This is a genomic window from Thalassovita gelatinovora, from assembly GCF_001458355.1.
Lineage (GTDB): Bacteria > Pseudomonadota > Alphaproteobacteria > Rhodobacterales > Rhodobacteraceae > Thalassobius > Thalassobius gelatinovorus.
The window spans coordinates 416,396-439,635 of record NZ_CYSA01000015.1 but is presented as its reverse complement, the minus strand read 5'-3'; the positions used below and the strand labels follow the sequence as shown (position 1 = coordinate 439,635).

Genomic DNA, 23,240 nt, shown 5'->3' with positions numbered 1-23,240 from the left:
GGCTACATTATGCTTCGTAATTTCATTTTCGGTTTTCTTTGCGGAACATCGGCGGCCACTGTTTCCTTTTCCGCATAGCCCAGCAACGCCCCCGCCATCAGCCATGTAATCGGTGTCAGCGTCGCATTTGGCATCAGGTCCAGAATATTGACAGCCAGAAGCAGGCACATCCCCGCGACATAGGGGGGGATGAGTGCCGTGCGGTCGTTTCGGTACTTTGTCCAAAGCAGCAAAATCGGTGACGTCATCAACAGGAATTGGGCAAAAAAGCCAACCCAGCCATAAACGCCAAGGGTTATGACCCACAAGCCATCCGTCACGGTCATGATGCGGCCGGTCACCGGATCCAGAATATGATTGCGGCCCCAGCTTCCCCAGCCGAATATGGGCCGTTCCAGTGCCCGATCCAGCAGAATGTTTTCGTTTTCAAGGCGGAACTGCAGCGAACCGGCGCGTTCGGCATCGATCCGAGAAGCCTGTTGCAGAATTGTGGCTTCGGGTATCAGATCGGCGGCTTTGAGCGTTGGATAAGCAATCGCCAGCACAGCCAGCAAAACCGCGATACGAAGTTGCAGCGCCGTCGGAACCACCAGCAGCAGGGGCAGTAGCAGCATCGCATAGAGGATTGAACCCGCAGATTTACACAGGATCAGAACCGTTGCCATATAGATCATTGCGAAGATCAGCATCACCTTTTTCGGGCCGGTTTCGGACCGAAAAAGGATTGTCATCGATACCAAAGACGTCATGGCAAAAAAGGCCACCCACAAGCCGTGGTACAGAAACACGATGGGCCGGAACCCGCCATAACGCACCATCTGCTCGAAATTGTGCTGAAAGTAACCGTATATCCAAATATTCAGTTGCGGGCTCAACCGGACTTCGACCAGCATTGGCAGGGAATAGACCAGCCCGGCAATGCTCAAAGCGATCAACAGTTCTTTCAGATTTCGATCATCCGCCAGAAATGCCCGGGCCAGCAGCATCGGGGTGATCAAGATGAATTGTTGCAGCACCAATGACACCGCATCCTTGACCCCCATGCCCGGCAGGCCGACGCGGCCATAGAAAACCGGATCTAGATTGCTGAACGTGGTCAGGACCGGCACACAGACAAAGGCGGCCACCGCAGCGGTTGCCAATTTGCTGTCAGGCAAAAGCCGAAATTTGCCACGATACATAATCAGACAGATCAGAAGGACTGACAGGCTGGGCAAGGTTTCCTTGGTCATCGGTGGAATCAGAGGGAAATCGAATGCGGCCGGTGGCGGTGGCAAGAAGAGATACGCCACAATCAGGCTGGCCAGCAGGGCGCGACCAGCGGGCAACGCGCGAAACAGCCCGACAGAGACAAGGGGCCATAGCCCCAGAATTAGAAATGCAAACGCGTTCGGCATTCAGCGCCTGTTTGTCCTTTTTGGGTCGAAGTCACATTCTGACCCAGTTTCTTTCACATAGTTTACGTGATCTGTTTATAGTCACCTTAGGGCAGAATGATGGCGGTCCGGCAGGTTTGAAGAAAGTTTTTCGAATTTTTCTGCTCGGGCGGTCGTTCAATCCAAACTAGGCAGATTATGGATCGGCAAAGATATCGACCTTGGCAGATATTACTCCCCCGAAAAGCCCGCTTAGGATCGCATATCTCTGCGATGCAGACCCGCGTGACCGGAATCTTTATTCCGGAGGAAATGCGCGGCTGTTCGATGCGCTGAGCACGCGGTTCGACGATATCCACATCTTGCCGCAGGGATGGGGATGGGCCGAACCCATCCGGCAATTGGTTCTGGCGATGCCGGAACCGCTTATTCTGCGCGCCAAGTGGCGGCTGCATCTGCTGTTTTCGCAGATCATTGCCCGATCTGTGCGAAAAGAATTGGGGCGGCAACAATTCGACGTTCTGTTCTGCGCTTACAGTTTTCATTCGCTTTACGGTCTGAAGCCACCGTATCCGATCACCACGGTGTTCACTTCGGACGCCACACCATCGGTATATAAACATTCCGAAATTGGTCAGGTCTTTGACAGCTTTTTCAACCTGTCGCGCAAATTCGACCACCTGATCTTGAAGGCGGAAACAGCTGTGTTCCAATCCACGGATTTGCTGCTTTGGCCGTCGAACTGGGTTAAGAACGATGCCGAACAATGGTTTGAATTGGCACCGGGCCGCAGTCAAATCGTCCCTTGGGGAGCCAATATTCCCGATCCAGGGATCCTGACCAACGCGCCGTTGCTGACGGCAGGCGATCCGATCAGAATTCTGTTGGTGGGGCGAGATTGGTTTGCAAAGGGCGGCCCGATTGCAGCCGAAGCGGTTCAGTTGTTGCGACGCCGGGGTGTGGATGCTCGTCTGACCGTCGTGGGGTGCACCCCGCCCGAAACCGGGTTGGGGGAGGCGCTGCGCGTTTATCCATCCCTGAACAAGGCAAAGCCGGACGAGATGAAGATGTTTCAGGACCAATATCGGCAGGCACATTTTATGATGATGCCGTCCTTTGAATCCTATGGCTTTGCCTTTTGCGAAGCCTCTGCATATGGGGTGCCGTCGCTTTGCAACGATGTGGGGGGGGTGCCGGTCTATGATGGGATCAACGGTTTTGCTCTGCCAACCGATGTCGGGCCTGAAGCCTATGCCGATATCGTACAGAATTTTCTGGCTAGGCCCGAACGCTATGACGCGCTCAGGCAATCGACCCGGCGTGAATACGAAGAGCGTTTGAATTGGAATGCCTGGGCGGATCGTACCGCCGCTTTGATCGAAGCGGCGGTCGCAAACCGAAAGGCACCGTAGCCGATTAGTGGCCGGTGGCTGACATCACCACCGAAACGGTTGCCAGCAGAACCTTGATATCGGTGCCCATCGACAGATCGCGGTGATAAGCCGCGTCGAACTGAGCACGGTCGCGGAAGCTGCTTTCGTTACGCACCGACGTTTGCCAGTAACCGGTGATGCCGGGCAGCATGTCGTAATATTCGGTGCCTGGATAAAGAACCCGCTGTTCGCACATCATCGGACGTGGGCCGACGAGCGACATATCGCCTTTCACCACGTTCCAAAGCTGCGGCAGTTCATCCAAAGATGTCCGGCGGATCAGCTGACCGAAACGCGTAATCCGGGGGTCGTTGCGCAGTTTCTGGTTCGCATCCCATTCTTGGCGCGCTTCGGGGTTTTCCCGAAGGTGGTGCTTAAGGGCCGCTTCTGCATCGGGGATCATGCTGCGCAGCTTCCACATCCGGTACACACGACCGTTTCGACCAACGCGATTTTGACTGTAAAAGGGTGATCGTCCGTCCAGCGCGATGATCGCGGACAAAACCACAACCACCAGAAGAACCGTGGGGGCCATCAGCAACACCAACGCCAGATCAAGCACGCGCTTACCTGCAGAACGGTAGACGCCGACCGGCTGATTACGGAATGCCGTGTTGGCCGATAGAATATCTACTTTTGCAGCTTGCAGAGCCGCATTCACATGCACGTTCATCATTCACCCTCCCCAGGGTTTTCGGAGCGTCGGGCGCAAACCATCGCGCATTCAGGGGGCACGCAGGTCCGCTTTCCTGCGCCGCATATGCGGCGCCGGTTGGTGTTTCAAATTTGTATGTCTTGACTGCGGGCAGTTAGGCAGGTCCTGCCCGGCAGCTGTGGTTTAACGGTTCAAATCCAATTTTCACCTAACGCCTATATAGGCCCTCGATCATTCGATTTTGAGCGGAGTTAATCGAAAATTTTCCCCGTATTTGAACCAATCAGTACGGTTGTTTATGCCGATAAAATCCAATTCAGTCAATGAGATCAGGGAGTTTGCAACTAGCGCGGGATGCTAGTCGGAATGTACTGGTAGTAGGAGTTTTGGACTGTTTTGTGGATTTTTATGGTTATCAAATCCGGTCAAAAGGGTCGAATTCATCGGATTTCCACCCCGTAAGAAAGCGTATCGTGAAATCGGCTTCGACCAAATATTGACAGTTCTCACGGGCTGACTGTCAACAAATGGAAAACAATCTGGTGTGAGAAGTCGTGTTGACTTAGGGAGGTAGACAATACTTGCCCTTTTTACCCTGCTTTGGTGCTTCGAAGTTTCCCACATCAGGCAGAAAATTGACGGGCAATGTCAAAATCCAAGGTCCGCTTTTAACCCCGGTCTAGTCGGATCGGCGTAGGGACTAGCCGGTTAGGCTAGGGGGGTAAGTTTCAAATTTGCGCCGTATTTTCAGAGAATACAACTTAAAGCAGATGCTTGTTGGGAAACAGTCGCATCAGTTCAGGAGGATTGTCCGAAATAGCGGGCAGAAATGCTCAAAAGGTGATTCGAAAAACACCCAAAAGGGTAGATTTTGAGGCCGAACTTCATTCGAATCTGTCCGGATTCGCATCTGCTGAACTGCCAGCGGCCAGATTGCCCTGCGTGGGGTTAGTAAAAGGCGGGGCTTACCCCGCCTTTCGATATTAGAAACAGGCCTCGAACAACGCCTTGGTGTTTTCGGCGGTCATCTCTATCGGATTGCCCCCGGTGGAAGGGTCGGCAAGAGCCCCTTGGACCAGTGCCGCCATATTCGGGTTGGTCACTCCCAGCTCGGTCAGGTTCGCCGGAATGCCCAGAGAGGCGTTCAGATCACCGACAAGCGCATAAAAGCCATCGAAGCCACCTTCGATCCCCAAATAGGCCGCAGCTCGTTCTATCCGCTTTTCAATGGCGGCCCGGTTGAAACGCAGCACAGGTTGCATGACGACAGCGTTGGTGGTGCCGTGATGGGTGTTGTGCATCGCCCCGATCGGGTGGCTCAGCGCATGGATCGCACCCAAACCCTTTTGAAACGCTACCGCACCCATTGCGGCTGCGGCCATCATCTGACCGCGGGCTTCGATGTCTGTGCCATCCTTGTAGGCCCGGGGCAGGTATTCTTTGACCAAGCGCAGACCTTCCAGCGCAATACCTTGCGACATCGGATGGAAATGCGGACTGCAATAGGCTTCCAGGCAATGGGCGAAGGCATCCATACCGGTGCCCGCAGTAATCGCTGGCGGCATGCCTATGGTCAGTTCCGGGTCGGATATCACCACCGTTGGCAGAACTTTGGGGTGGAAGATGATTTTCTTGGCATGGGTTTCAGAATTGGTCAGGACACTGGCCCGGCCAACTTCCGAACCGGTTCCGGCGGTCGTAGGCACTGCGATGATCGGCGCGATGATGTCGGCATCAGCGCGGGTCCACCAATCGCCAATGTCTTCGAAATCCCAAATCGGCCGAGTCTGACCGGCCATGAAAGCCACCATCTTGCCCAGATCCAGACCCGAACCACCGCCAAAGGCAATGACCCCGTCATGGCCGCCGTCGCGGTATACTTTCAGACCCGCTTCCAGATTCACTTCGGTCGGGTTGGGGTCCACTTCGGAAAACATTCCCCGTCCCAGCCCCGCCGCTTCCATGATATCCAAAGTCGCGGCGGTGATCGGCAGTGGTGCCAGCCCCTTGTCGGTCACCAGCAGTGGTTTTGTGATCCCGGCAGCCGCACAGGCTTCGGGCAGTTCCTTGATACGCCCCGCCCCAAAGCGGATGGCGGTGGGATAGGACCAGTTTGCAGTCAGCGTCATTGCTGTTTCCTCAGATGATAGGATTTCGGGCGGGTCAGGTTGTGATAGCCGATGACCGACAGGCCGCCGCCACGACCGGTGTCCTTGCATCCGGTCCAGCACAGGCCCGGATCCAGATAATCGGCACGGTTCATGAAAACGGTACCGGTTTCGATCTGCGCCCCGATCGCTTCGGCGCGGTCGACATCCGCAGTCCAAAGCGATGCGGTAAGCCCATAATCGCTATCGTTCATCAATGCGATAGCTTCGGCATCGTTCTTGACCTTCATGATGCCGACGACCGGACCAAAGCTTTCTTCGCGCATCACCCGCATATCATGGGTCACATCGATCAATATCTGCGGCATCAGATAGGCACCGCCATCTTGCGGGAACAGGCCCGGATCGATCAGCGGTTTTGCTCCTGCCGCAACCGCTTCAGCCACCTGCGCCCGTACGTTTTCGGCAAAGCGCGCCTGCGCCATCGGGCCCAAAGTGGTTTCGGGGTCCATCGGATTGCCCAGCTTGTAGCCTTCGACGATCTTCACCGCTTTTTCCACGAACGCGTCGAACAGGCTTTCCGCCACATAGATGCGTTCGATGCCACAACAGCACTGTCCGGAATTGAACATCGCCGCATCGATCAAGGTTTCGACCGCAGCGTCCAGATCGGCGTCTTCCATGACATAGCCCGGATCCTTGCCGCCCAGTTCCAGCCCGACCCCGGTGAAGGTGCCTGCCGCGGCCTGTTCAATCGTCCGACCGCCGCCGACTGATCCGGTAAAATTGACAAAACCGAAGCTTTTCGCCGTGATCAGGTCGCTGGTCACGTCATGGCTCAGGAACACGTTCTGGAACACCTCCTCGGGGATGCCCGCCGCATGGAACGCCTGCGCCATCCGTTCCCCGACAAGCAAAGTCTGGGTCGCGTGTTTCAACAGTACGGTGTTGCCAGCGATCAGCGCGGGCGCGACGGTGTTGATCGCGGTCATGAACGGATAGTTCCAAGGTGCAACGACCAACACGACCCCGTGGGCTTCGCGTGCGATGTAGCGCTTGAACGCGGCACTGTCTTCCAGCGCAATCGGGGCCAGCGCGTCGCGGGCGATCTGGGCCATATAATCGGCGCGTTCCTTGAAACCACCGAATTCGCCGCCATAGCGGATCGGCCTGCCCATCTGGCGTGCCAGTTCCGGGACGATTTCATCATTCAGGGCGCCGACGTTTTCCACGCCTTGCAGCACCAGCGCGATCCGTTCATCCAACGGGCGCGCCGCCCAGGCTTTTTGTGCGGCAGCCGCCCTTGCGAACACCTCCTTGGCGGCTTCAAGGCTTAGCGCTTCGCGCTCGGCCACCACCGATCCGTCAATCGGCGATATACATGTCAGTTTCTGGCCCATGCCAAATACTCCAGGTTCGAAGGGAAAGAACTTCCCGTTTCATCTTGGTCAAAACATCCCCGCCGGAGGCGCTTTGCGACAGCCACGGGGAAGGCGGTCAGGCGCGCTCGAACCCCCGCCGCAATTCATAATCTGTCACGGCATTGTCAAAACTTTCCTGTTCGACCTCTGCCGCGCGGGTATAATGGTCGACCACCCAATCCCCCATCGCGCTGCGCAGCAGTTTGGAATTGCGCAAAGTCTCGGTGGCGTCACGCAGCGAATGCGGTACCTCGGCCACTTTGGTGGTTTCATAGACATCGCCGGTGATCGGCGGGGCAAGTTCCAACCCTTCCTCGATCCCGGCCAATCCAGCGGCCAGTAAAGCTGCCATTGCCAGATAGGGGTTCAGGTCAGACCCACCAATGCGGCATTCGATCCGCACCGCTTTGCTGCCTTCGCCGCACAGGCGGAATCCGGCGGTGCGGTTGTCTACCGACCAGACGGATTTGGTGGGGGCAAAGCTGCCTTTCTGGAACCGTTTGTAGCTGTTTATATAAGGTGCCAGGAAAAAGGTGATGTCGGGCGCGTATTTGATCTGACCGGCGACATAGTTGCGCATCAGGTCGGACATGCCGTGTTCGGCCTTGGGATCGAAGAACGCATTTGTTCCATCCTTCCACATCGATTGATGTACGTGGCTGGATGATCCGACCCGGTCGGCATGCCATTTCGGCAGGAAACTGGCCGCATGACCTTGCTGCCAAGCGATTTCCTTGGTCGCGTGTTTGGCAATCGCATGGTGATCGGCGGTTGCCATCGCGGGGCCGTACTTGATGTTCAGTTCTTCCTGACCGGCTTCGGCTTCACCCTTGGTGTTTTCCACCGGGACTCCAGCGGCATAAAGGTGATTGCGCAACGGGCGCATGATCGCTTCTTCCTTGGTCGTCTGGAAAATATTGTAGTCTTCATTGTAGTCCGAGATCGGCGTCAGGTCACGGAAATCCGACTTGGCGATCTCTTTGAAACTCTTCTCAAACAGGAAAAATTCCAGTTCGGTTGCGGTATAGGGTGTCAGACCCATCGCCTCGGCCCGGGCGATCTGTTTTTTTAAAATGGTGCGCGGGGCGTGTTCGACTTCTGCATGGGTATGGTGATCCAGCAGATCGCACAGCACCATTGCGGTGCCTTCCAGCCACGGCATTGGCCGGATCGTGTTCAGGTCGGGTTTCATGATGTAATCACCATAACCGGCCGTCCAACTGGTTGCCGCAAAGCCTTCTGGGGTCGCCATTTCCAGATCGGTTGCCAGCAGGTAATTGCAGCAATGGGTTTCTTCCCAAGCGTCCTGAATGAAATGATGGCCGACGAATCGCTTGCCCATAAGGCGGCCCTGCATGTCGATGGTGCAGGCCAGAACAGTGTCGATGGTGTCATTTTCCACCGCGTTTTTCAGATCCTCGAATGTCATCAGCCCTGGCATGTCATGGCTCCTCTGCCTTGTCACAATCGTGCCGCAGCCCCGGCGAAACCGGGGCCACGTAATTTATTGGGAAATGGATATCCTTAGCCGTAGCGGTAAGGACGGCCCGCTTTTTCCATATCCGCATTGTACTTCTTGAAGATCTCGACAACTTTCGCTTTGGTTTCGGATTCAGACGCGATTTCATCCCAGAAGGTGTGTGCCGCAGATTCGACTTGGGCCCATTCTGCGTCGGGGATCGAAGTCAGCTGCATTTTGGTGCCATCGACGCGCAGATTGGCTTCGCCGCCCCAGTACCACCATTGACGATAATAATGCGACTGTTCCATGCAAGTGGCCAGTAGCAGTTTAAGGTCTTCCGGCAGTTCTTCATACCGGCCCATATTGGCAAAGAAATGGCCAATCCAGGCACCCGAGATGTTGTTGGTCAGGAAATAGTTGGTCACATCGGCCCAACCCACGGTGTAGTCTTCGGTGATGCCCGACCATGCGATCCCATCCAGTTCGCCGGTCTGCACCGCAACTTCGATATCTTCCCAAGGCAGGGTGACGGGCACCACGCCGAATTGGCTCAGGAACCGGCCTGCGGTAGGGAAGGTAAAAATCCTCTTACCCTTAAGATCGGCCAAGCTGTTGATCGGGTCTTTGGTGGCGAAATGGCAGGGATCCCAAGACCCGGCGCTGATATGTTTGACGCCGACCTTGGCGTATTCTTCGCCCCAGATTTCATTCAATCCATATTGGTTGAACAGAACCGGAACGTCGAGGCTGTAGCGTGAGGCAAACGGGAAATAGCCGCCAAAAACGGTCACTTCGGTGGGCGAAGCCATCGAATCGTCATCCGACTGAACCGCGTCAATAGTGCCGCGTTGCATCGCTTGGAACAATTCGCCTGTGGGGACCAACTGATCTGCATAGAACAGTTCGATCTGCATCCGGTCGCCAGCGATTTTGTTGAAAGTATCGATGGCGGGTTTCACAACATGTTCGGCCAACGCGGCACCGGCATAGGTCTGCATCCGCCATTTGATGGTCGATTGCGCGAGGGCAGGGGTTGCCAGCGCGGCGGGGGCTGCTGCTGCGGCCCCGGCAAGAAACTTACGTCTGGTGGTCATTTTCTCTCTCCTATTGGTTCAGGTTCGACAGGCTTTGCCTTTGTTATTGGACGCTCCATTCATCGGAGTTCTGTCAGTTTGCGTAGACATATTCGGGCAGCCATAGCGCGATCTGCGGGAAGGCCATGATCAGGATCAGCGCCGCGATCATCACCAACACGAACGGCAGGATGGACCCGTAAATATCCTTGAGTGTGATTTCCGGCGGCGCCATCGCCCGCATCAGGAACAGGTTATATCCGAAGGGCGGTGTCATATAGGCGATCTGGGTGGTGATCGTATAAAGCACCCCATACCAGATCAGATCGAACCCCAGCGCGTTGACCAGTGGCACATAAAGTGGTGCGACAATGACCAGCATCGCGGTATCGTCCAGAAACGTGCCCATGACGATGAAGCTGAGCTGCATCATGATCAGGATCATCCAAGGGCTGAGATCCAGCCTTTCGGTGAACAAATCCTTGATCGCGTTCACCGCGCCCAGTCCGTCAAAGACCGCGCCAAATCCCAGAGCGGCCAGAATAATCCACATGAACATGCACGAAATTGCCAGCGTCTGACGCACTGAGACTTCGAACACTTCCTTGGTCATCCGTCGTTTCAGAACGGCAGCCATAAAGGCGGTCATCGCGCCGATGGCGGAGCTTTCCACCAGGCTGGTCCAACCATTGACGAAGGGCACCATCATCGCCGCAAAGATCACCAAAGGCAGGACGCCCGCGCGTAGAAGGCGCATTTTTTCGGAAAAGGATACATCGCGTTCTTCGGGCGGCAGGACGGGACCCAAATCGGGGTTCATCTTGCAGCGGACATAGATGTAGATGATGAACATGGTCGCCATCAACAGACCGGGGATGACCCCCGCCAGCCACAGTTGGCCCACCGGTTGCCGCGCGATCATGGCATACAGCACCAACACGACTGATGGCGGTACCAGAATGCCAAGGCTCGATCCGGCCTGAATGACACCTGTCACCATTTTCTTGTCATACCCGCGCCGAAGCAATTCAGGCAAAGCGATGGTCGCGCCGATTGCCATGCCTGCGACGCTAAGACCGTTCATCGCCGAAACCAGCACCATCAACCCGATGGTCCCAATCGCCAACCCGCCTGAAACCGGCCCCATCCAGATATGGAACATCTTGTACAGGTCATCGGCGATTTTACTTTCCGACAACACATAGCCCATGAAAATGAACATCGGCAGCGTCAGAAGCGGATACCATTTCATCAGCTTCATGGCGGAAGAAAACGGAATATCTGCCCCGCCCGGCCCCCAAAGCAGGATCGCTGCCAACGCGGCCACGCCGCCAATGGCCCCGAACACGCGCTGACCGGTAAACAGCATCAGCATCATGGTGGCGAACATGAAGATGGCGATCATCTCATAGGACATGCGTCAAATCTCCTGTCCGCGAATGCGGGCGATGTCTTTGAAAAATTCCGAAATCGCCTGCAGCAGGATCAGGAATATACCCAGAACCATGATCAGCTTGATCGGCCACAGCACCGGCCGCCATGCGGTGGGGCTGCGTTCGATGTAACCCATCACCTCTTGTGCCCCGGCTGGTCCGCCGGTGAAAAAGGCGGTGACCAGGTCGATGGCAAACTGGAATGGATGACCGGTGAAATGACCCAAGGAATAGGTCAGCGAATTGAACGCGCCATAAAGCAAGATGCCGAGGTAGAACACCAGAACCATCACCGTGAAGGCATCGAACCACGCCTTCTTGCGATGCGACCAGCCATGATAAAACAGGTCCATCCGTACATTCGATCCCAGTTGGATCGAATAGGGACCGCCCAGAATGTAGTAGGAAACCATGGCGAATTGCGCCATTTCCAGCGTCCAAAGAGACGGCAGCAGGAACGTCTTGGAAATCGACGACCACAGCAGAATGCCGACCATTATGAAAATGCCATACATCACGATCCGGCCCAGCCGGTAATTGATCGCATCCACCCAGCGAATATATCCGGTGATCAGTCTTGGCATGGGGTCTCGCTTTGTGGGGAAGTGATGCCAAAATCGGCCATGGTGTCGGCCATCCAAAGCGCCAGCATTCCCGCCATGGCCTGTTGGCTTTCGGGATCGGGGATCAGATCGTTGCGGATTTCCAACATCACGTTCAGTATGCCGCGCGGTATCGCGTGGGTTTTCAGGGTATGAGTCACGCCATGTTCGGGGCCATAAGGATCGTTGCGCCGAACATCCATCTGCGTGTGGCCTTTCGCTTTATTGATCATGACATCTGCAAAGCGGCTGTCCGTGTCGTGTAAAACGCCGATTTCGACGTCGCGCATCCGGTCGAAATAGACCGGTGTGAAGCTGTGGATGGTGATCAGCACCTGCGGGATGTGACGATCCAACAGCCCCACCAAGGCATCGCGGAACGGGTCATGAAAGCGGGTTACGCGCTCTGCGCGCTGGGCATCGCTGAGTGCCTGATTTCCGGGGATGTCGTAGATTTCACTTTTCTCGGGGATCGCATCGAGGGCGTCCGAGGGTCGGTTGCAATCAAACAGCAGCCGCGATGCCGCGCCGTGGATCAGCGCCGCATTGAGCTTGGCCGCAAGCGACTGCGCCACCGGCAAGGCGCCCGGATCCCATGCGACATGGCTGCGGCGCACAGATTCAACCACGCCCAATCCTGCGAAATCTTCGGGAATGGCATTGCAGGCATGTTCGCACACGACAACGACCGGCCCGGCCCCTTCCGGGATCAGGACGTTGACCGCTTCGTTTTGGATAGTGAGTGCCGCGCCGTTCATGAATCCCAACGTCCTATTCGTTTTGAAAACAATTCTTCATGTTGTGTCGACCTGTCAATTGGGTTTCTGAAAAAATTTCTTCACGGATGAGCGTCCTGTCGATATCATGGGCAAAAACCGGGGATAGATTTTGAACGATGAACCAGAAACGATTGCGGAACGCTTGCAATCATCCTTTGACGATCTGACCCGCGCCGAACGGCAATTGGCGGATTCGTTGCTGACAAGCTACCCGGTTTCAGGTCTTGGGTCGATAACGCAGGTCGCAAAGGCGGCAGCCGTTTCTACTCCGACGGTCGTTCGCATGGTGCAAAAGCTCGGCTTCACCGGCTTCCCGGATTTTCAATCCGCCTTGCGGCGCGAACTTGAGGCAAGGATTTCCGATCCCATTACCAAGCGCGACACTTGGGTGGAAAAGGCGCCTGATGCGCATATCCTGAATCGCTTTACCGATGCGGTGATGGGCAATATCCGGCAAACCCTGACCCAGCTTGATCCCGACATGTTTGACCGTGCCTGCGCGATGCTTGCGGAACTGGATCATTCGGTGCTGGTCGTGGGGGGTCGGATCACCCGGTCGCTGGCCGACTATTTCTTTATGCATATGCAGGTGCTGCGTCCCGATGTGACACATATTCAATCGATGTCGAACGCCTGGGTGCATTACCTGCTGGATATTCAGCCCGGCGATGTGGTGGTGATTTTCGATGTGCGGCGCTATGAAAACGCGACTTTGCGGCTGGCGGAAATGGCGCGGGAAAAGGGCGCGCGGATTATCCTGTTCACCGATCAATGGCGATCACCGGTGCATGAATTTTCCGATTGCACCTTTTGCGGCCGGATCGCGGTGCCGTCCGCCTGGGACAGCACGGTAACGCTGATGTTGATATTGGAGGCGGTGATCGCTGAAGTGCAGGAACATACTTGGGACAGTTCGCGTCAGCGAATGGAAGATCTGGAAGATATGTTCGACCGCACCCGGTTTTTCCGAAAATTCACCTGAATGTCAGGCCGGGTTTCGATGCCGACATCGAAACCCGGATCAAGGATTGGATCAGCCTTTGCCGGACGCCCGCTGATAAGCATCGCGTGACCGCATCACCTTGGCATAGGCGGTAAGTTTTTCCGGTGCGGCGGGGAATTTGGCGCCAAAAGCCCAGTTCAGGCAATTGGTCAGAATGATATCGGCGATGGTCATGGTTTCCCCCATCACAAACGGGCCTTCGAACCGGTCCGCCATATGACCAATATTGCGCTCGTATTCCCATTTCAGGCTGTCGACCACCTCTGGGACCCGACGGTTTTCGGGATGAATGAATTTGTGCCGGGTTGCCATCCACAGCACGCCGTCGATTTCATCGATGATCTGATGCGTCACGGCATCCTGCCGGGCCCGTTCAAGCGTTCCAGCAGGGAAAGTCATCTGTCCGTGCTTATCGGCCAGATAGGTCATGATCGCAGTCGAATCAGTGATGACTTGACCATCAACACGCAGCGCCGGAACCTTGCCCGACGGGTTGCAATCCAACGCTTCGGGCGAATGCGGCTTGGCGGGGATGTTGGTATAAGGTTGTCCTAGTTCCTCCAGCAACCACAGCACCCGAAAGGCGCGGCTGGTCGGATGACCGATCACTTCGTACATTTCATTTCCTCCCGATTCGGGTTCAACAGACTGTAAAATCAGACACACTTCCAGCAGAACGCTTCGTAACGATTATTTGGCCGCCAGCATCGCCAACCGGATCAACATCCGTTCGACCAGTGCCATGGCGGGGGCGCGTTGCCCGGCAGACCGCAGCTTAAGGTCGGTGTCGGTCAAGATCGTCAGCGCAGTTTCCAGCTTGGCCGGACCCCAGTTCTGGGCCTGCCGGATCATCCGGTCGCGGCGCGGGCCATAGATCGGTGGACGCATTCGCGCCACGCCATTCGCCGCACCACCCGGATCGGCAGCCGCGGCGTAAAGCGTGCGGAAATGGCGGGTGGTACTGATACACAGGCTGACGGCGTTGACCCCTTGTGCCTTCAGCTTGTTCAGGATTGGTCCAATTTCGCCCGACCGGGCTTCGGCCACGATATTAAGGATATCGTCAAGCGCGGCTTCGGAGGTTGCAGGCGCGCAGGCAGCGACATCGGCGGAATTCGCCGGGTCGCCATCGTTCAACTTGTAAAGCGCCAGCTTTTCCAGCGTTTGACGGAAATCGCCGGGCGACAATTCGCGTGAGAGGGTGGTCAGATCGGTCATTGCCTGCGGATCAATCCGGGTCAGTCCGGACCGGGCCAGTTCCGCCTCGATCTCTTCGCGCGACGGGGGATCGTCATAAAGCCCTACTGCATAGGCGTTGGAATGATTTTCAAACAGTTTGCGCAGCTTGGATGTCGCCTTGAGCTGCCCTGCGGTGACGACAACTTGCGCGTCGCCTGCGGTCCAGTCCTGCAACGCGTTGGCCACGGCAGGGGCAATTGTATCGGTGGCGTCTTCGACAAAAGCCACGCGCGGGCCGGGGAAAAAACTGATGGCCTTGATGGCATCCAGCAACATCGCCGGGTCTTTGCGCAATTCGGCGCTGGGAATACGGCTCAGCCGCATTTCCTCTTCGCCGTTGGGCCCCAGAAGTGCCTCTATGACCTCTTGCCGTTTCAGCGCGACCCGCATCGCGTCGGCGCTATAGATCAGCAGCCCGGTCCGGGCTGGATCGGGCTTGGTAAAATACCGGTTCGCATCGCGGCCGGTCAGTTTCATTGGCTCAGGCCGGGCGAGGCGGCAATCAGGCGGGTGACGATCTGGTCGGCCAGAATTTTTGCCAACCTTTCATGCGCATCGCGTTCTGCGGTCAGCGTCGCCACGGTGGTGCCGGTGGCGGAATAGCCGGTGAACTGATTGACGCTGCCTTGGGTCATCACCAGCTCTGATGCCGTGTCGGTCAGGATGAAATCGGCATTCCCCACAAGATTGAACCGCGTGGTGATGTTGGTTGCGGAAACCGCCATTCGCTCTTCTTGCACAGTTAGCGTGTAGCTTAGTGTATAGCGGCTGTCATTCGACCGCCCCAGACGGGTTTCGATTTCCCGAACAAGGATTTGTTCGTCACGCGTTTTCGGGGCCGCAACGGCAATGCTGTTCAGCAACGCATTGCCCGGCCCGCCGGTACCGTAAACCGGGGCGAAGCCGCAGCCTGCAAGGGCTACGGCGGCCATGATCGACAAGAAATTTCTTCGGTCAGACAACCACATTCACGATCCGTCCCGGCACCACGATCAGCTTCTTCGGCTGGCCCCCGTCGAGAGCCTTGAGCACAGCTTCGTGTTCCAGAACCAGTTTTTCAACCTCTTCCTTCGGCATATCCTTGGCCACGCTGATTTCCGCGCGGCGTTTGCCGTTTATTTGAATCGGCATGGTAACGGTTTCGTCGACCATCATTTTCTCGTCTGGCACCGGCCATGCGGCCCGCGCGATCAGGTCTTCGCCGCCGAGGATCTGCCAGCATTCTTCGGCCAGGTGAGGGGTCATCGGTGACATCAGCTGCGCCAGAGTTTTGGCGGCTTCGGTCTTGGCGGTCTTGCCGGCTTTCGATTTCGCCAGCGTGTTGGTGAAACCATAAAGTTTGGCGATCGAAGTGTTGAAGCCGAAACTGTCGATACCGCCGGTCACTTCGTGGATGGCCTTGTGCATCGCGCGCAGCAAGGTTTCGTCTTCCTTGGCGTTATCCGCGTCATTGCTGGCCGCGATTTCGGCGCAGATGCGGTACACGCGGGCCAAGTGTTTGCTGGCGGCTTCGGCACCGCTTGCGGTCCATTCCACATCCCGTTCCGGCGGGCTGTCGGACAGCACGAACCAACGCGCGGTATCGGCACCGTATTGTTCGATGATCTGAACCGGGTCGACCACGTTGTTTTTAGATTTCGACATCTTGGCCGAAGGGATGATTTCCACTTCAGTGGCATCTTCCAGATACCCTTTGCCGTCGCGAAGTTCGACCGCTTCGGGATAGTGATAAACTGGCCGCCCATTTGCATCCTTGGTCTGGTAAATCGCGTGGGTCACCATGCCTTGGGTAAACAACGCGTTGAACGGTTCCTTCGATTTTTCCGGCAAATGACCGCAGATATGCATCGCCCGCGCGAAGAACCGCGAATAGAGCAGGTGCAGGATCGCGTGTTCGATGCCGCCGATATACTGGTCGACATTCATCCAGTATTCGGCCTCGGCCAGGTCGGTCGGGGTTTCGGCGTGCGGTGCGGTGAAGCGGGCGAAATACCACGAACTGTCCACGAATGTATCCATCGTATCGGTTTCGCGCTGTGCCGGTTGTCCGCATCTCGGGCAGGTGCAATCGCGCCAGGTCGGGTGCCGGTCCAGTGGATTTCCGGGGATATCAAGGCTGACATCGTCGGGCAATTTGACTGGTAGGTTTTCTTTCTTTTCTGGCACCACGCCACAGGTATCACAATGCACCACCGGGATCGGGCAACCCCAGTAGCGTTGCCGCGACAGACCCCAGTCGCGCAGGCGGAATTTGGTCACACCCTGACCGACGCCTTTGGATTCGCAGAAATCGACGGCGGCGTTGATGGCGTCTTCTCCGGTCTGAACTTCAGTGCCAGCGAAGCCTTTCACGTAACGCACCTTTTCGCTTTTCAGCGGCACGAAGGCGGTTTTTTCCGGGTAATCCCCCTCGACCGGTTCAAAAGTCGGGATGATCGGCAACCCGTATTTGGTGGCAAAGTCGAAATCGCGTTCGTCATGTGCAGGGCAGCCGAACACCGCGCCGGTGCCGTAATCCATCAGGATGAAATTGGCGATATAGACCGGCAGTTCCCAAGCGTCGTCAAACGGATGGCGCACCCGCAACCCGGTGTCGAAGCCCAGCTTTTCGGCTTTTTCCAGCGCTTCCTCGGTGGTCCCGCCCTTGCGCGCTTCGGCGCAGAAGGCGGCGACGTCTTCGCGGTCGCGCTCCAGCGTCTTGGCCAGCGGGTGATCGGGGGAAATGCCGACGAAGGACGCGCCCATCAAAGTGTCGGGGCGGGTGGTGTAAACCTCGACCCGGTCCGCGCCATGCGGTCCGTCGATCAGCGAAAAGGCGAATTGCAGCCCGCGCGACTTGCCGATCCAGTTGGCCTGCATCAGCTTCACCTTGGCGGGCCAATCATTCAAACCGTCCAGCGCATCAAGCAGTTCTTCGGAAAAATCCGAGATCTTGAAAAACCATTGCGTCAACTCGCGGCGTTCCACCTCGGCACCGGATCGCCAACCCTTGCCGTCGATTACCTGTTCGTTGGCCAGAACGGTCATGTCGACCGGGTCCCAGTTCACCACCGCGTTCTTGCGGTAAACCAGCCCTTTTTCGATGAAGTCGATGAACATCGATTGCTGCTGACCGTAATATTCCGGATCGCAGGTGGCGAACATGCGCGACCAGTCAAGCCCGAAACCCAGCGGCTTCATCTGCGCGACCATGTCGTCGATATTCTTATAGGTCCAATCCTTGGGGTGGCCGCCGCTGGCCATCGCCGCGTTTTCCGCCGGCATCCCGAAAGCGTCGAATCCCATCGGGTGCAGCACGTTATGGCCGGTCGAAATCTTGTAGCGCGCGATCACGTCGCCCATCGTGTAATTGCGCACATGCCCGATATGGATGCGCCCCGACGGGTAGGGGAACATTTCCAGCACGTAATATTTCGGCTTGTCCGCGCTGCGCACGGCTTTGAAGATTTCAGCCTTTTCCCAGGCCTCTTGCCACTTACCTTCGATGTCGGCGGCAGAATAGCGGGTCATATCGGATTCCTTGGCTTTGAGCATCGCATCGTCGCAAGCGGTGATATGCGGGCTTTTTCTTGCGGTCCAGTGGGTAAAGGTAAAAATGCCGGTCTTTGCAGCGCGGACTAGCGCGCTATAAAGGGGCAAAGCAAACAGGCATCCACATGAAAATCCTTTTCATTCATCAAAATTTTCCCGGCCAGTACAAACATCTTGCACCGGCTCTGGCCGCTGCGGGGCATCAATGTGTCGCCCTGACCTTGCGGGTGAAAGAACCGCAGACCTGGAAAGGGGTGCGGCTTCTGCCTTATGGGATCAAGCGCAAACAAGGGGCCGGCATTCATCCTTGGGTGCTGGATTTCGACACCAAGGTGATCCGGGCCGAAGCCTGTTTCCACGCCGCCTGTGCCCTACGGGATCAGGGATTCAGCCCCGATATCATCGTCGGCCATCCCGGTTGGGGCGAAACCATGTTCCTGCGCGATGTCTGGCCCGCCGCACGTATCGGACTTTATTATGAACTTTATCATTTGTCCGGGTCCGACCATGTGGGGTTCGATGCCGAATTCCAGACCAAGGCGTCAGAAACCGAAAAGTTACGAATCCGGCTGAAGAATCTCAACAATCAAATGCATTACAAGATCGGTGATCTTGGTATCAGCCCGACTGAATTTCAGGCCGGCACGTTTCCGCCGGAATTCCGCGACAAGATCAGTGTGATCCATGATGGGATCGATACGGGCCATGTCGTGCCGAATTCGGAGGCATTGTTGCAGTTGCCAGACGGGTCCACCGTGACGCGGAACGACGAGGTGATCACCTTCGTCAACCGCAATCTGGAACCCTATCGTGGCTATCACGTTTTCATGCGCGCACTGCCGCGACTTTTAAAGGAACGGCCAAACGCCAAGGTTCTGATCGTCGGCGGAGACGAGGTCAGTTATGGCGCTCGCCCCCCGAAAGGACAGAGCTGGAAACAGATTTTCATCGACGAAGTACGGGGCCGTATCCCGACGCAGAATTGGGAACGGGTCCATTTCCTGGGCCGGATTCCCTACGATAAATTTATCGCGCTGTTGCAGGTTAGCCGGGTGCATGTCTATCTGACCTATCCTTTTGTTCTCAGTTGGTCCCTGTTCGAAGCGATGAGCGCCGAGGCCGCGATCGTGGCCAGCAACACAGCCCCGTTGAAAGAAGCGATCCGGCACGGGGAAAATGGCCGTCTGGTCGATTTTTTCGATGGCGAAGCATTGGTCGATGAAGTTTGCCTGCTGGCGGAAGATGCCGAAATGCGCACAACGCTGGGACAGGCAGCACGGCGGCATGTGGTCGAAAATTACGATTTGCAGTCGGTTTGTTTGCCGCGACAGATGCAATGGATCGACAGGTTGGCAAATATGACCGCGGGCGCGGTCGGTGATTAGGATTTGAAATCCGCGACGACAGGAATGTCGGCCGCCGACGAAAAAGACACCGGAAACCGGTGCCTTTGACATCGCGTATTGCTGGATCGGATCAGAAGTTGCCGTCTTTAATGCGCAACTGACGCGCACGGGCCAGAATCGCATCTTCGACAGCGCGCTGGGTATCGGCACCAACTGGACGACCACCGCGCGTTTGCAATGCAACAATCAGCGACCGTGCCTCAAGCGCGGGATCTTTGACATAGACGGTTGCGCGATACGCCCGTCCACCGCCCGGAGGGGTGCCATAACCCATCACGATTACACCGGTGAACGGATCGACCGATTCCACCGGAAGGAAATTCAGAACTTCCAGCGATGCATTCCAGATATAACGGTTTACCGAAACCTGAAGGTCCGTGTTTTTCTTTTTGAAAATGTCCCAGATCGAATTTTTCTTGTCGCTTCGTTCGATCGGGTTCCCGACATCTTCGCGATCCATATATCCTTCGGCATCGCCTGCGATCAAAGGCTGACCAGGTGCGCGGGGCTGGCCGCGCCCGCCACATGCGGCAACTGCGGTCAGTGCCAGCAAGACAATACATACCTTGGAAATACGCGTGATCGACATGACGTTGCCCCGTCCATTTCTTCGCAACTGTCCTAACGAAGGGGGGGAAAGGGGGCAAGGGTTTAGTGGGCTGTGCTGTATGTCGGACTGGTGCTCTATCCAGGTGGGAAACCGATACGTTTCATGGGCTGGCCAAAAGACTGTGGCAAAGCTGCACCATCTTTGGCCGGTTTGCGATGGAACCGGTCGCATCGCTTGCAAAGATACCCCGAAAAGAGCGAGAGAAACTGCATACCCAAACGGATTCCCCGTTTTGGGGCGCTTGATTAAAAATAACCGAGGGAAAAACTATGAAAAAAGTTCTCTTCGCTTCGACTGCTCTGATCGCAACCGCCGGTGTTGCTGCAGCAGACGTTTCGTTCGGCGGCTACGGCCGTTTTGGCATTCTGTACATCGATGGTGCAACTCCGGAAACCCGTCTGGAATCGCGCTTCCGCATGAACATCGACGCAACGACCGAATCGGACGGTGGCGTTACGTTCGGCGCACGCGTTCGTATGCAGGCTGACGATGCAGGCACCGCAGCTGGCGTTGCTGGTCTGAACGCACCGCGTTTCTACGTGACCACTGGCGGCCTGACTGTTGCTGCTGGCAACATCCTGGGCGCACTTGACTCGATGCCCGGCATTTACGCTGGTTCGCTCGGCCTGTCCGGTCTGGGTTACTCGAACGTTGTGACCAACTTCAATTCGGTTACCTACGATTCGACTGGTAACGGCAACAACGGCGCAGAAATCATCTACTCTGCAGGCGCATTCGGTGCACACCTGTCGTATGGCGACTCGACCATCGACCGTACCGAACTGGCTGTTTCCTACAGCATGAACGGCTGGACCGTTGCGGCTGGTTTCCAGGATTCCGACGCAGCAACCTATGCTGAGTGGGTTCTGACCGCCGGCGGTAAAGTTGGCAACGTTGGTCTGGGTCTGGCAGTTGCACAAGACAACAACAGCAACACTTCGGCAACTCTGTCGGCTTCGTTCGCAGTTGGCGCAGCAACCACCATCTCCGCTTATGCAGCGATGGATGAAGCTCAGGTTGACGAATCCGCATACGGCATCGGCGTAAGCCACAGCCTCGGCGGCGGTGTTTCGATTGTTGGCGGTGTTGTCGACACTCACGGCACCACCCGCGCCGATCTGGGTGTTAAGTTCAACTTCTAATCCTAGAAGTCGAACGACCCTATAGAGAGGCAGGCCATTGCGGCCTGCCTCTTTTCTTTTGTCTGGCTGTGAAAAGAATGCAGTAAGCCACGCCGCTTGACGCGGTTGCAACTGCGCCTCACAGTCCGGGTTCCAGAAATTATAAAAAAGGTGGATGTCAGCCTTCGCCGAGTTCGGGCCACAGATCGGGATCGAGATTGGTGATCAACTCTGTAAGGGCCTGTTCGTGCTGTTTCCACTTGGCCAAGGATTTACGGTGAACCGGTTGCCGGACCTGGTTGGCGCTTGCTGTTCGTACGGCACCGGCATTGCGTTCCGGGTGAGCCATGTCCGGCACCCAATCAAGCCCGCAGTGATCCGCAAGAATTTTGCTGACCTGTTCGATATCGGATACCAGGTCCTGATAGCGAAGATCCAGAATGCGATCCGGGAAAACCGATTTCCAGTGGTTCATATAGCGCCGGTAATCGTTCAGTTCCTGCGCCATCGTTTTCTGATCGAAGGTGTAAGCCTGACCAGGATTCGAAAATACCGTATGCCACATGGACAGCGCGACTTCCCGAGGATCGCGGATCAGGTGGACGATCTTGGCATTGGGGAGCGCGGAAAGGATAAAGCCGATCCGCTTGTAATTTCCGGGCATCTTATCCACGAAGGCCGTTGTTTCTGCGGGCATTTCCGGAAGAAACGACCGGTAAAAATGCGCCAGTTCCTGTGCCGCCGGCAGATCCCACGGTGTGTTCTTGTCCAGAAACAGGCGGCTGCCCCTTTCAATACCGGGCAGTTCACCGGCACCATATACCGTCGGGTGGGAAGAAATCACCTGCTCGGTCAGCGTCGTGCCGGAGCGCGGTAATCCCAGAACAAAAATCGGGGCCGGTGACAACGCTTCGTTTGCAACCCGGGCTGAGTGGTCAGCCGGGAAATGCCCACAAATAGCTTCTAATTCAGTGCGGGTTCGGTCCTGATCGAACGGAACCTTGGCGGCAAACTCGGCATTCCCGATCGCGAACCATTTGTCCGCTTCGGCGTGATTGCCAAGCTTCAGCGCAGATTTTGCCTTGGCAAGGCTGATAAAGGCATGTTCAAGCGTGTTTTTGGGCACTTTGCGCAGGGCCGCATCGATTATGGGTTGCAACGCCGGTTGCTCGGCGGCCGGACTTAACGTGGCCAGTTCCAGCAGCGCGTCATGTGATTGCGGTTCTATCTGTAGCAATTTATGGAAGGTCTCAATCGCCTTTTCCGTCTGTCCGCTTTCGTTCAGAAGATTGCCATAGCGTTGCAGCGACAGGTAATGCTTGGGGTTGATTGTCAGCGCTTTTTCCACATAGCCCAGCGCCTTCCCCATTTCATTGGCCCGGGCCTGAATCAGCGCCATGTTGGTCAGCGTGTCGGGCGAATTGGGATCGATTTCCAGAGCTTTTTCATATGCGGTTAGCGCTTGATCTTCGCGCCCTAGCGAAAACAGGACCGCACCCAACAGATTATGCGCCCGCGCCACCTTTGGATACTCGGCAAGCAGGCTGTTTAACGTCGATTCCGCCGCCGTGTGATCGCCCGAATGAGATTCCGCCATCGCTTTGAAATACAGAAGATTATCGTGATCCTTGCGGGTCGACATGTATTTATCGATCAGTGCCAGCGCCTTGTCGGCCTGGCCGATGGAAACAAGCGCCTGCACCAGATTGTTCTGGGCGTCGATATTTGTCGGGTAAAGTTGCAGCGCCTTGCGAAAATAGGGGATAGATTCACGCTGGTTGTTTTGCTGGGCCAGGGCGATGCCACAGACATTGGCAAAGAAGGTTTCCTTGGGGAATTGTTTCATCCCGGTCCTGGCAGTCTTGAAGGCGGATTTGGGACGACCGGAATTCAGATGGGCCGTGGCTTTGTCCGCCAATTGCTTTGCCGCCATGCTCATCGCTGAACCCTCTTTGTCTGCAGATGCCCTTTCCATATAAAGAGGTGTC

General features: G+C 56.3%; 19 protein-coding genes. 4 read left to right on the top strand and 15 right to left on the bottom strand.

The genetic code is table 11. From position 1 onward, the window contains the following. Window positions 1-2: 2 nt before the first annotated feature. Complete coding sequence (locus TG4357_RS06895; RefSeq protein ID WP_058262122.1) at window positions 3-1,397, bottom strand: O-antigen ligase family protein; 1,395 nt, start codon at window positions 1,395-1,397, stop codon at window positions 3-5. 200 nt (window positions 1,398-1,597) lie between these two features. On the opposite strand from TG4357_RS06895, the gene TG4357_RS06890 reads away from it, so the two are divergent. Beyond that, entirely contained in the window at window positions 1,598-2,788 is a 1,191-nt protein-coding gene (locus tag TG4357_RS06890; RefSeq protein WP_058262121.1) for a glycosyltransferase family 4 protein, read from the top strand. Window positions 2,789-2,792: 4 nt separating this feature from the next. Here the strand turns inward: TG4357_RS06890 and TG4357_RS06885 are convergent, their stop codons facing one another. From TG4357_RS06885 to TG4357_RS06850, 8 genes are all read right to left on the bottom strand, one after another. After that, a complete protein-coding gene (locus TG4357_RS06885) occupies window positions 2,793-3,482 on the bottom strand; it encodes a sugar transferase (protein ID WP_058262411.1) in 690 nt (229 codons plus the stop codon). Between the two features lie 965 nt (window positions 3,483-4,447). Further along, entirely contained in the window at window positions 4,448-5,593 is a 1,146-nt protein-coding gene (locus tag TG4357_RS06880; RefSeq protein ID WP_058262120.1) for an iron-containing alcohol dehydrogenase, read from the bottom strand. Continuing rightward, window positions 5,590-6,972 carry an aldehyde dehydrogenase family protein gene (locus TG4357_RS06875; RefSeq protein ID WP_058262119.1) on the bottom strand — a complete coding sequence of 461 codons (1,383 nt, stop codon included), beginning with the start codon at window positions 6,970-6,972 and terminating at the stop codon, window positions 5,590-5,592. The genes TG4357_RS06880 and TG4357_RS06875 overlap by 4 nt, the downstream gene beginning before the upstream one ends. A 97-nt stretch (window positions 6,973-7,069) precedes the next feature. Continuing rightward, window positions 7,070-8,434 carry a glutamine synthetase family protein gene (locus tag TG4357_RS06870; RefSeq protein ID WP_058262118.1) on the bottom strand — a complete coding sequence of 455 codons (1,365 nt, stop codon included), beginning with the start codon at window positions 8,432-8,434 and terminating at the stop codon, window positions 7,070-7,072. Window positions 8,435-8,517: 83 nt separating this feature from the next. Then, window positions 8,518-9,549 carry a TRAP transporter substrate-binding protein gene (locus tag TG4357_RS06865; protein ID WP_058262117.1) on the bottom strand — a complete coding sequence of 344 codons (1,032 nt, stop codon included), beginning with the start codon at window positions 9,547-9,549 and terminating at the stop codon, window positions 8,518-8,520. Window positions 9,550-9,622: 73 nt separating this feature from the next. Continuing rightward, window positions 9,623-10,945 (bottom strand): TRAP transporter large permease, encoded by a 1,323-nt coding sequence (locus tag TG4357_RS06860; RefSeq protein WP_058262116.1) that lies wholly within the window; start codon window positions 10,943-10,945, stop codon window positions 9,623-9,625. 3 nt (window positions 10,946-10,948) lie between these two features. Continuing rightward, on the bottom strand, window positions 10,949-11,545 hold the full coding sequence (locus TG4357_RS06855) for a TRAP transporter small permease subunit (RefSeq protein WP_058262115.1): 597 nt from the start codon (window positions 11,543-11,545) through the stop codon (window positions 10,949-10,951). Continuing rightward, a complete protein-coding gene (locus TG4357_RS06850; protein WP_058262114.1) occupies window positions 11,533-12,321 on the bottom strand; it encodes an N-formylglutamate amidohydrolase in 789 nt (262 codons plus the stop codon). Before TG4357_RS06850 ends, TG4357_RS06855 begins: the two co-directional genes overlap by 13 nt. A 130-nt stretch (window positions 12,322-12,451) precedes the next feature. Here TG4357_RS06850 and TG4357_RS06845 point away from each other — a divergent pair, with 130 nt between their 5' ends. Further along, window positions 12,452-13,324: a MurR/RpiR family transcriptional regulator gene (locus TG4357_RS06845; RefSeq protein WP_058262113.1), complete on the top strand. Its 873-nt coding sequence runs from the start codon at window positions 12,452-12,454 to the stop codon at window positions 13,322-13,324. Between the two features lie 51 nt (window positions 13,325-13,375). On the opposite strand, the gene TG4357_RS06840 is transcribed toward TG4357_RS06845, so the two are convergent. The 4 genes from TG4357_RS06840 to leuS all read right to left on the bottom strand — a co-directional run bounded on the left by TG4357_RS06840 (window position 13,376) and on the right by leuS (window position 18,094). Further along, entirely contained in the window at window positions 13,376-13,963 is a 588-nt protein-coding gene (locus tag TG4357_RS06840; RefSeq protein ID WP_058262112.1) for a glutathione S-transferase family protein, read from the bottom strand. A 72-nt stretch (window positions 13,964-14,035) separates the two neighbouring features. Next, on the bottom strand, window positions 14,036-15,061 hold the full coding sequence (gene holA, locus TG4357_RS06835) for a DNA polymerase III subunit delta (protein ID WP_058262111.1): 1,026 nt from the start codon (window positions 15,059-15,061) through the stop codon (window positions 14,036-14,038). After that, window positions 15,058-15,552: an LPS assembly lipoprotein LptE gene (gene lptE, locus TG4357_RS06830; RefSeq protein WP_058262110.1), complete on the bottom strand. Its 495-nt coding sequence runs from the start codon at window positions 15,550-15,552 to the stop codon at window positions 15,058-15,060. The genes holA and lptE overlap by 4 nt, the downstream gene beginning before the upstream one ends. Further along, window positions 15,539-18,094 carry a leucine--tRNA ligase gene (gene leuS / locus TG4357_RS06825; RefSeq protein WP_058262410.1) on the bottom strand — a complete coding sequence of 852 codons (2,556 nt, stop codon included), beginning with the start codon at window positions 18,092-18,094 and terminating at the stop codon, window positions 15,539-15,541. Before leuS ends, lptE begins: the two co-directional genes overlap by 14 nt. 146 nt (window positions 18,095-18,240) lie before the next feature. Here leuS and TG4357_RS06820 point away from each other — a divergent pair, with 146 nt between their 5' ends. Further along, the gene (locus TG4357_RS06820) at window positions 18,241-19,500 is read left to right on the top strand and encodes a glycosyltransferase family 4 protein (protein WP_058262109.1); all 1,260 of its coding nucleotides are present in this window, start codon (window positions 18,241-18,243) and stop codon (window positions 19,498-19,500) included. Window positions 19,501-19,591: 91 nt separating this feature from the next. Here TG4357_RS06820 and TG4357_RS06815 read toward each other — a convergent pair whose 3' ends face one another. After that, on the bottom strand, window positions 19,592-20,110 hold the full coding sequence (locus TG4357_RS06815) for a DUF3576 domain-containing protein (protein WP_058262108.1): 519 nt from the start codon (window positions 20,108-20,110) through the stop codon (window positions 19,592-19,594). A gap of 290 nt (window positions 20,111-20,400) precedes the next feature. On the opposite strand from TG4357_RS06815, the gene TG4357_RS06810 reads away from it, so the two are divergent. Further along, window positions 20,401-21,273, top strand: coding sequence for a porin (locus TG4357_RS06810; protein WP_058262107.1), 873 nt, complete (start codon window positions 20,401-20,403; stop codon window positions 21,271-21,273). Between the two features lie 157 nt (window positions 21,274-21,430). On the opposite strand, the gene TG4357_RS06805 is transcribed toward TG4357_RS06810, so the two are convergent. Then, window positions 21,431-23,191, bottom strand: a complete 1,761-nt coding sequence (locus tag TG4357_RS06805; protein ID WP_058262106.1) for a tetratricopeptide repeat-containing sulfotransferase family protein — start codon at window positions 23,189-23,191, stop codon at window positions 21,431-21,433. Between the last annotated feature and the right edge of the window lie 49 nt (window positions 23,192-23,240).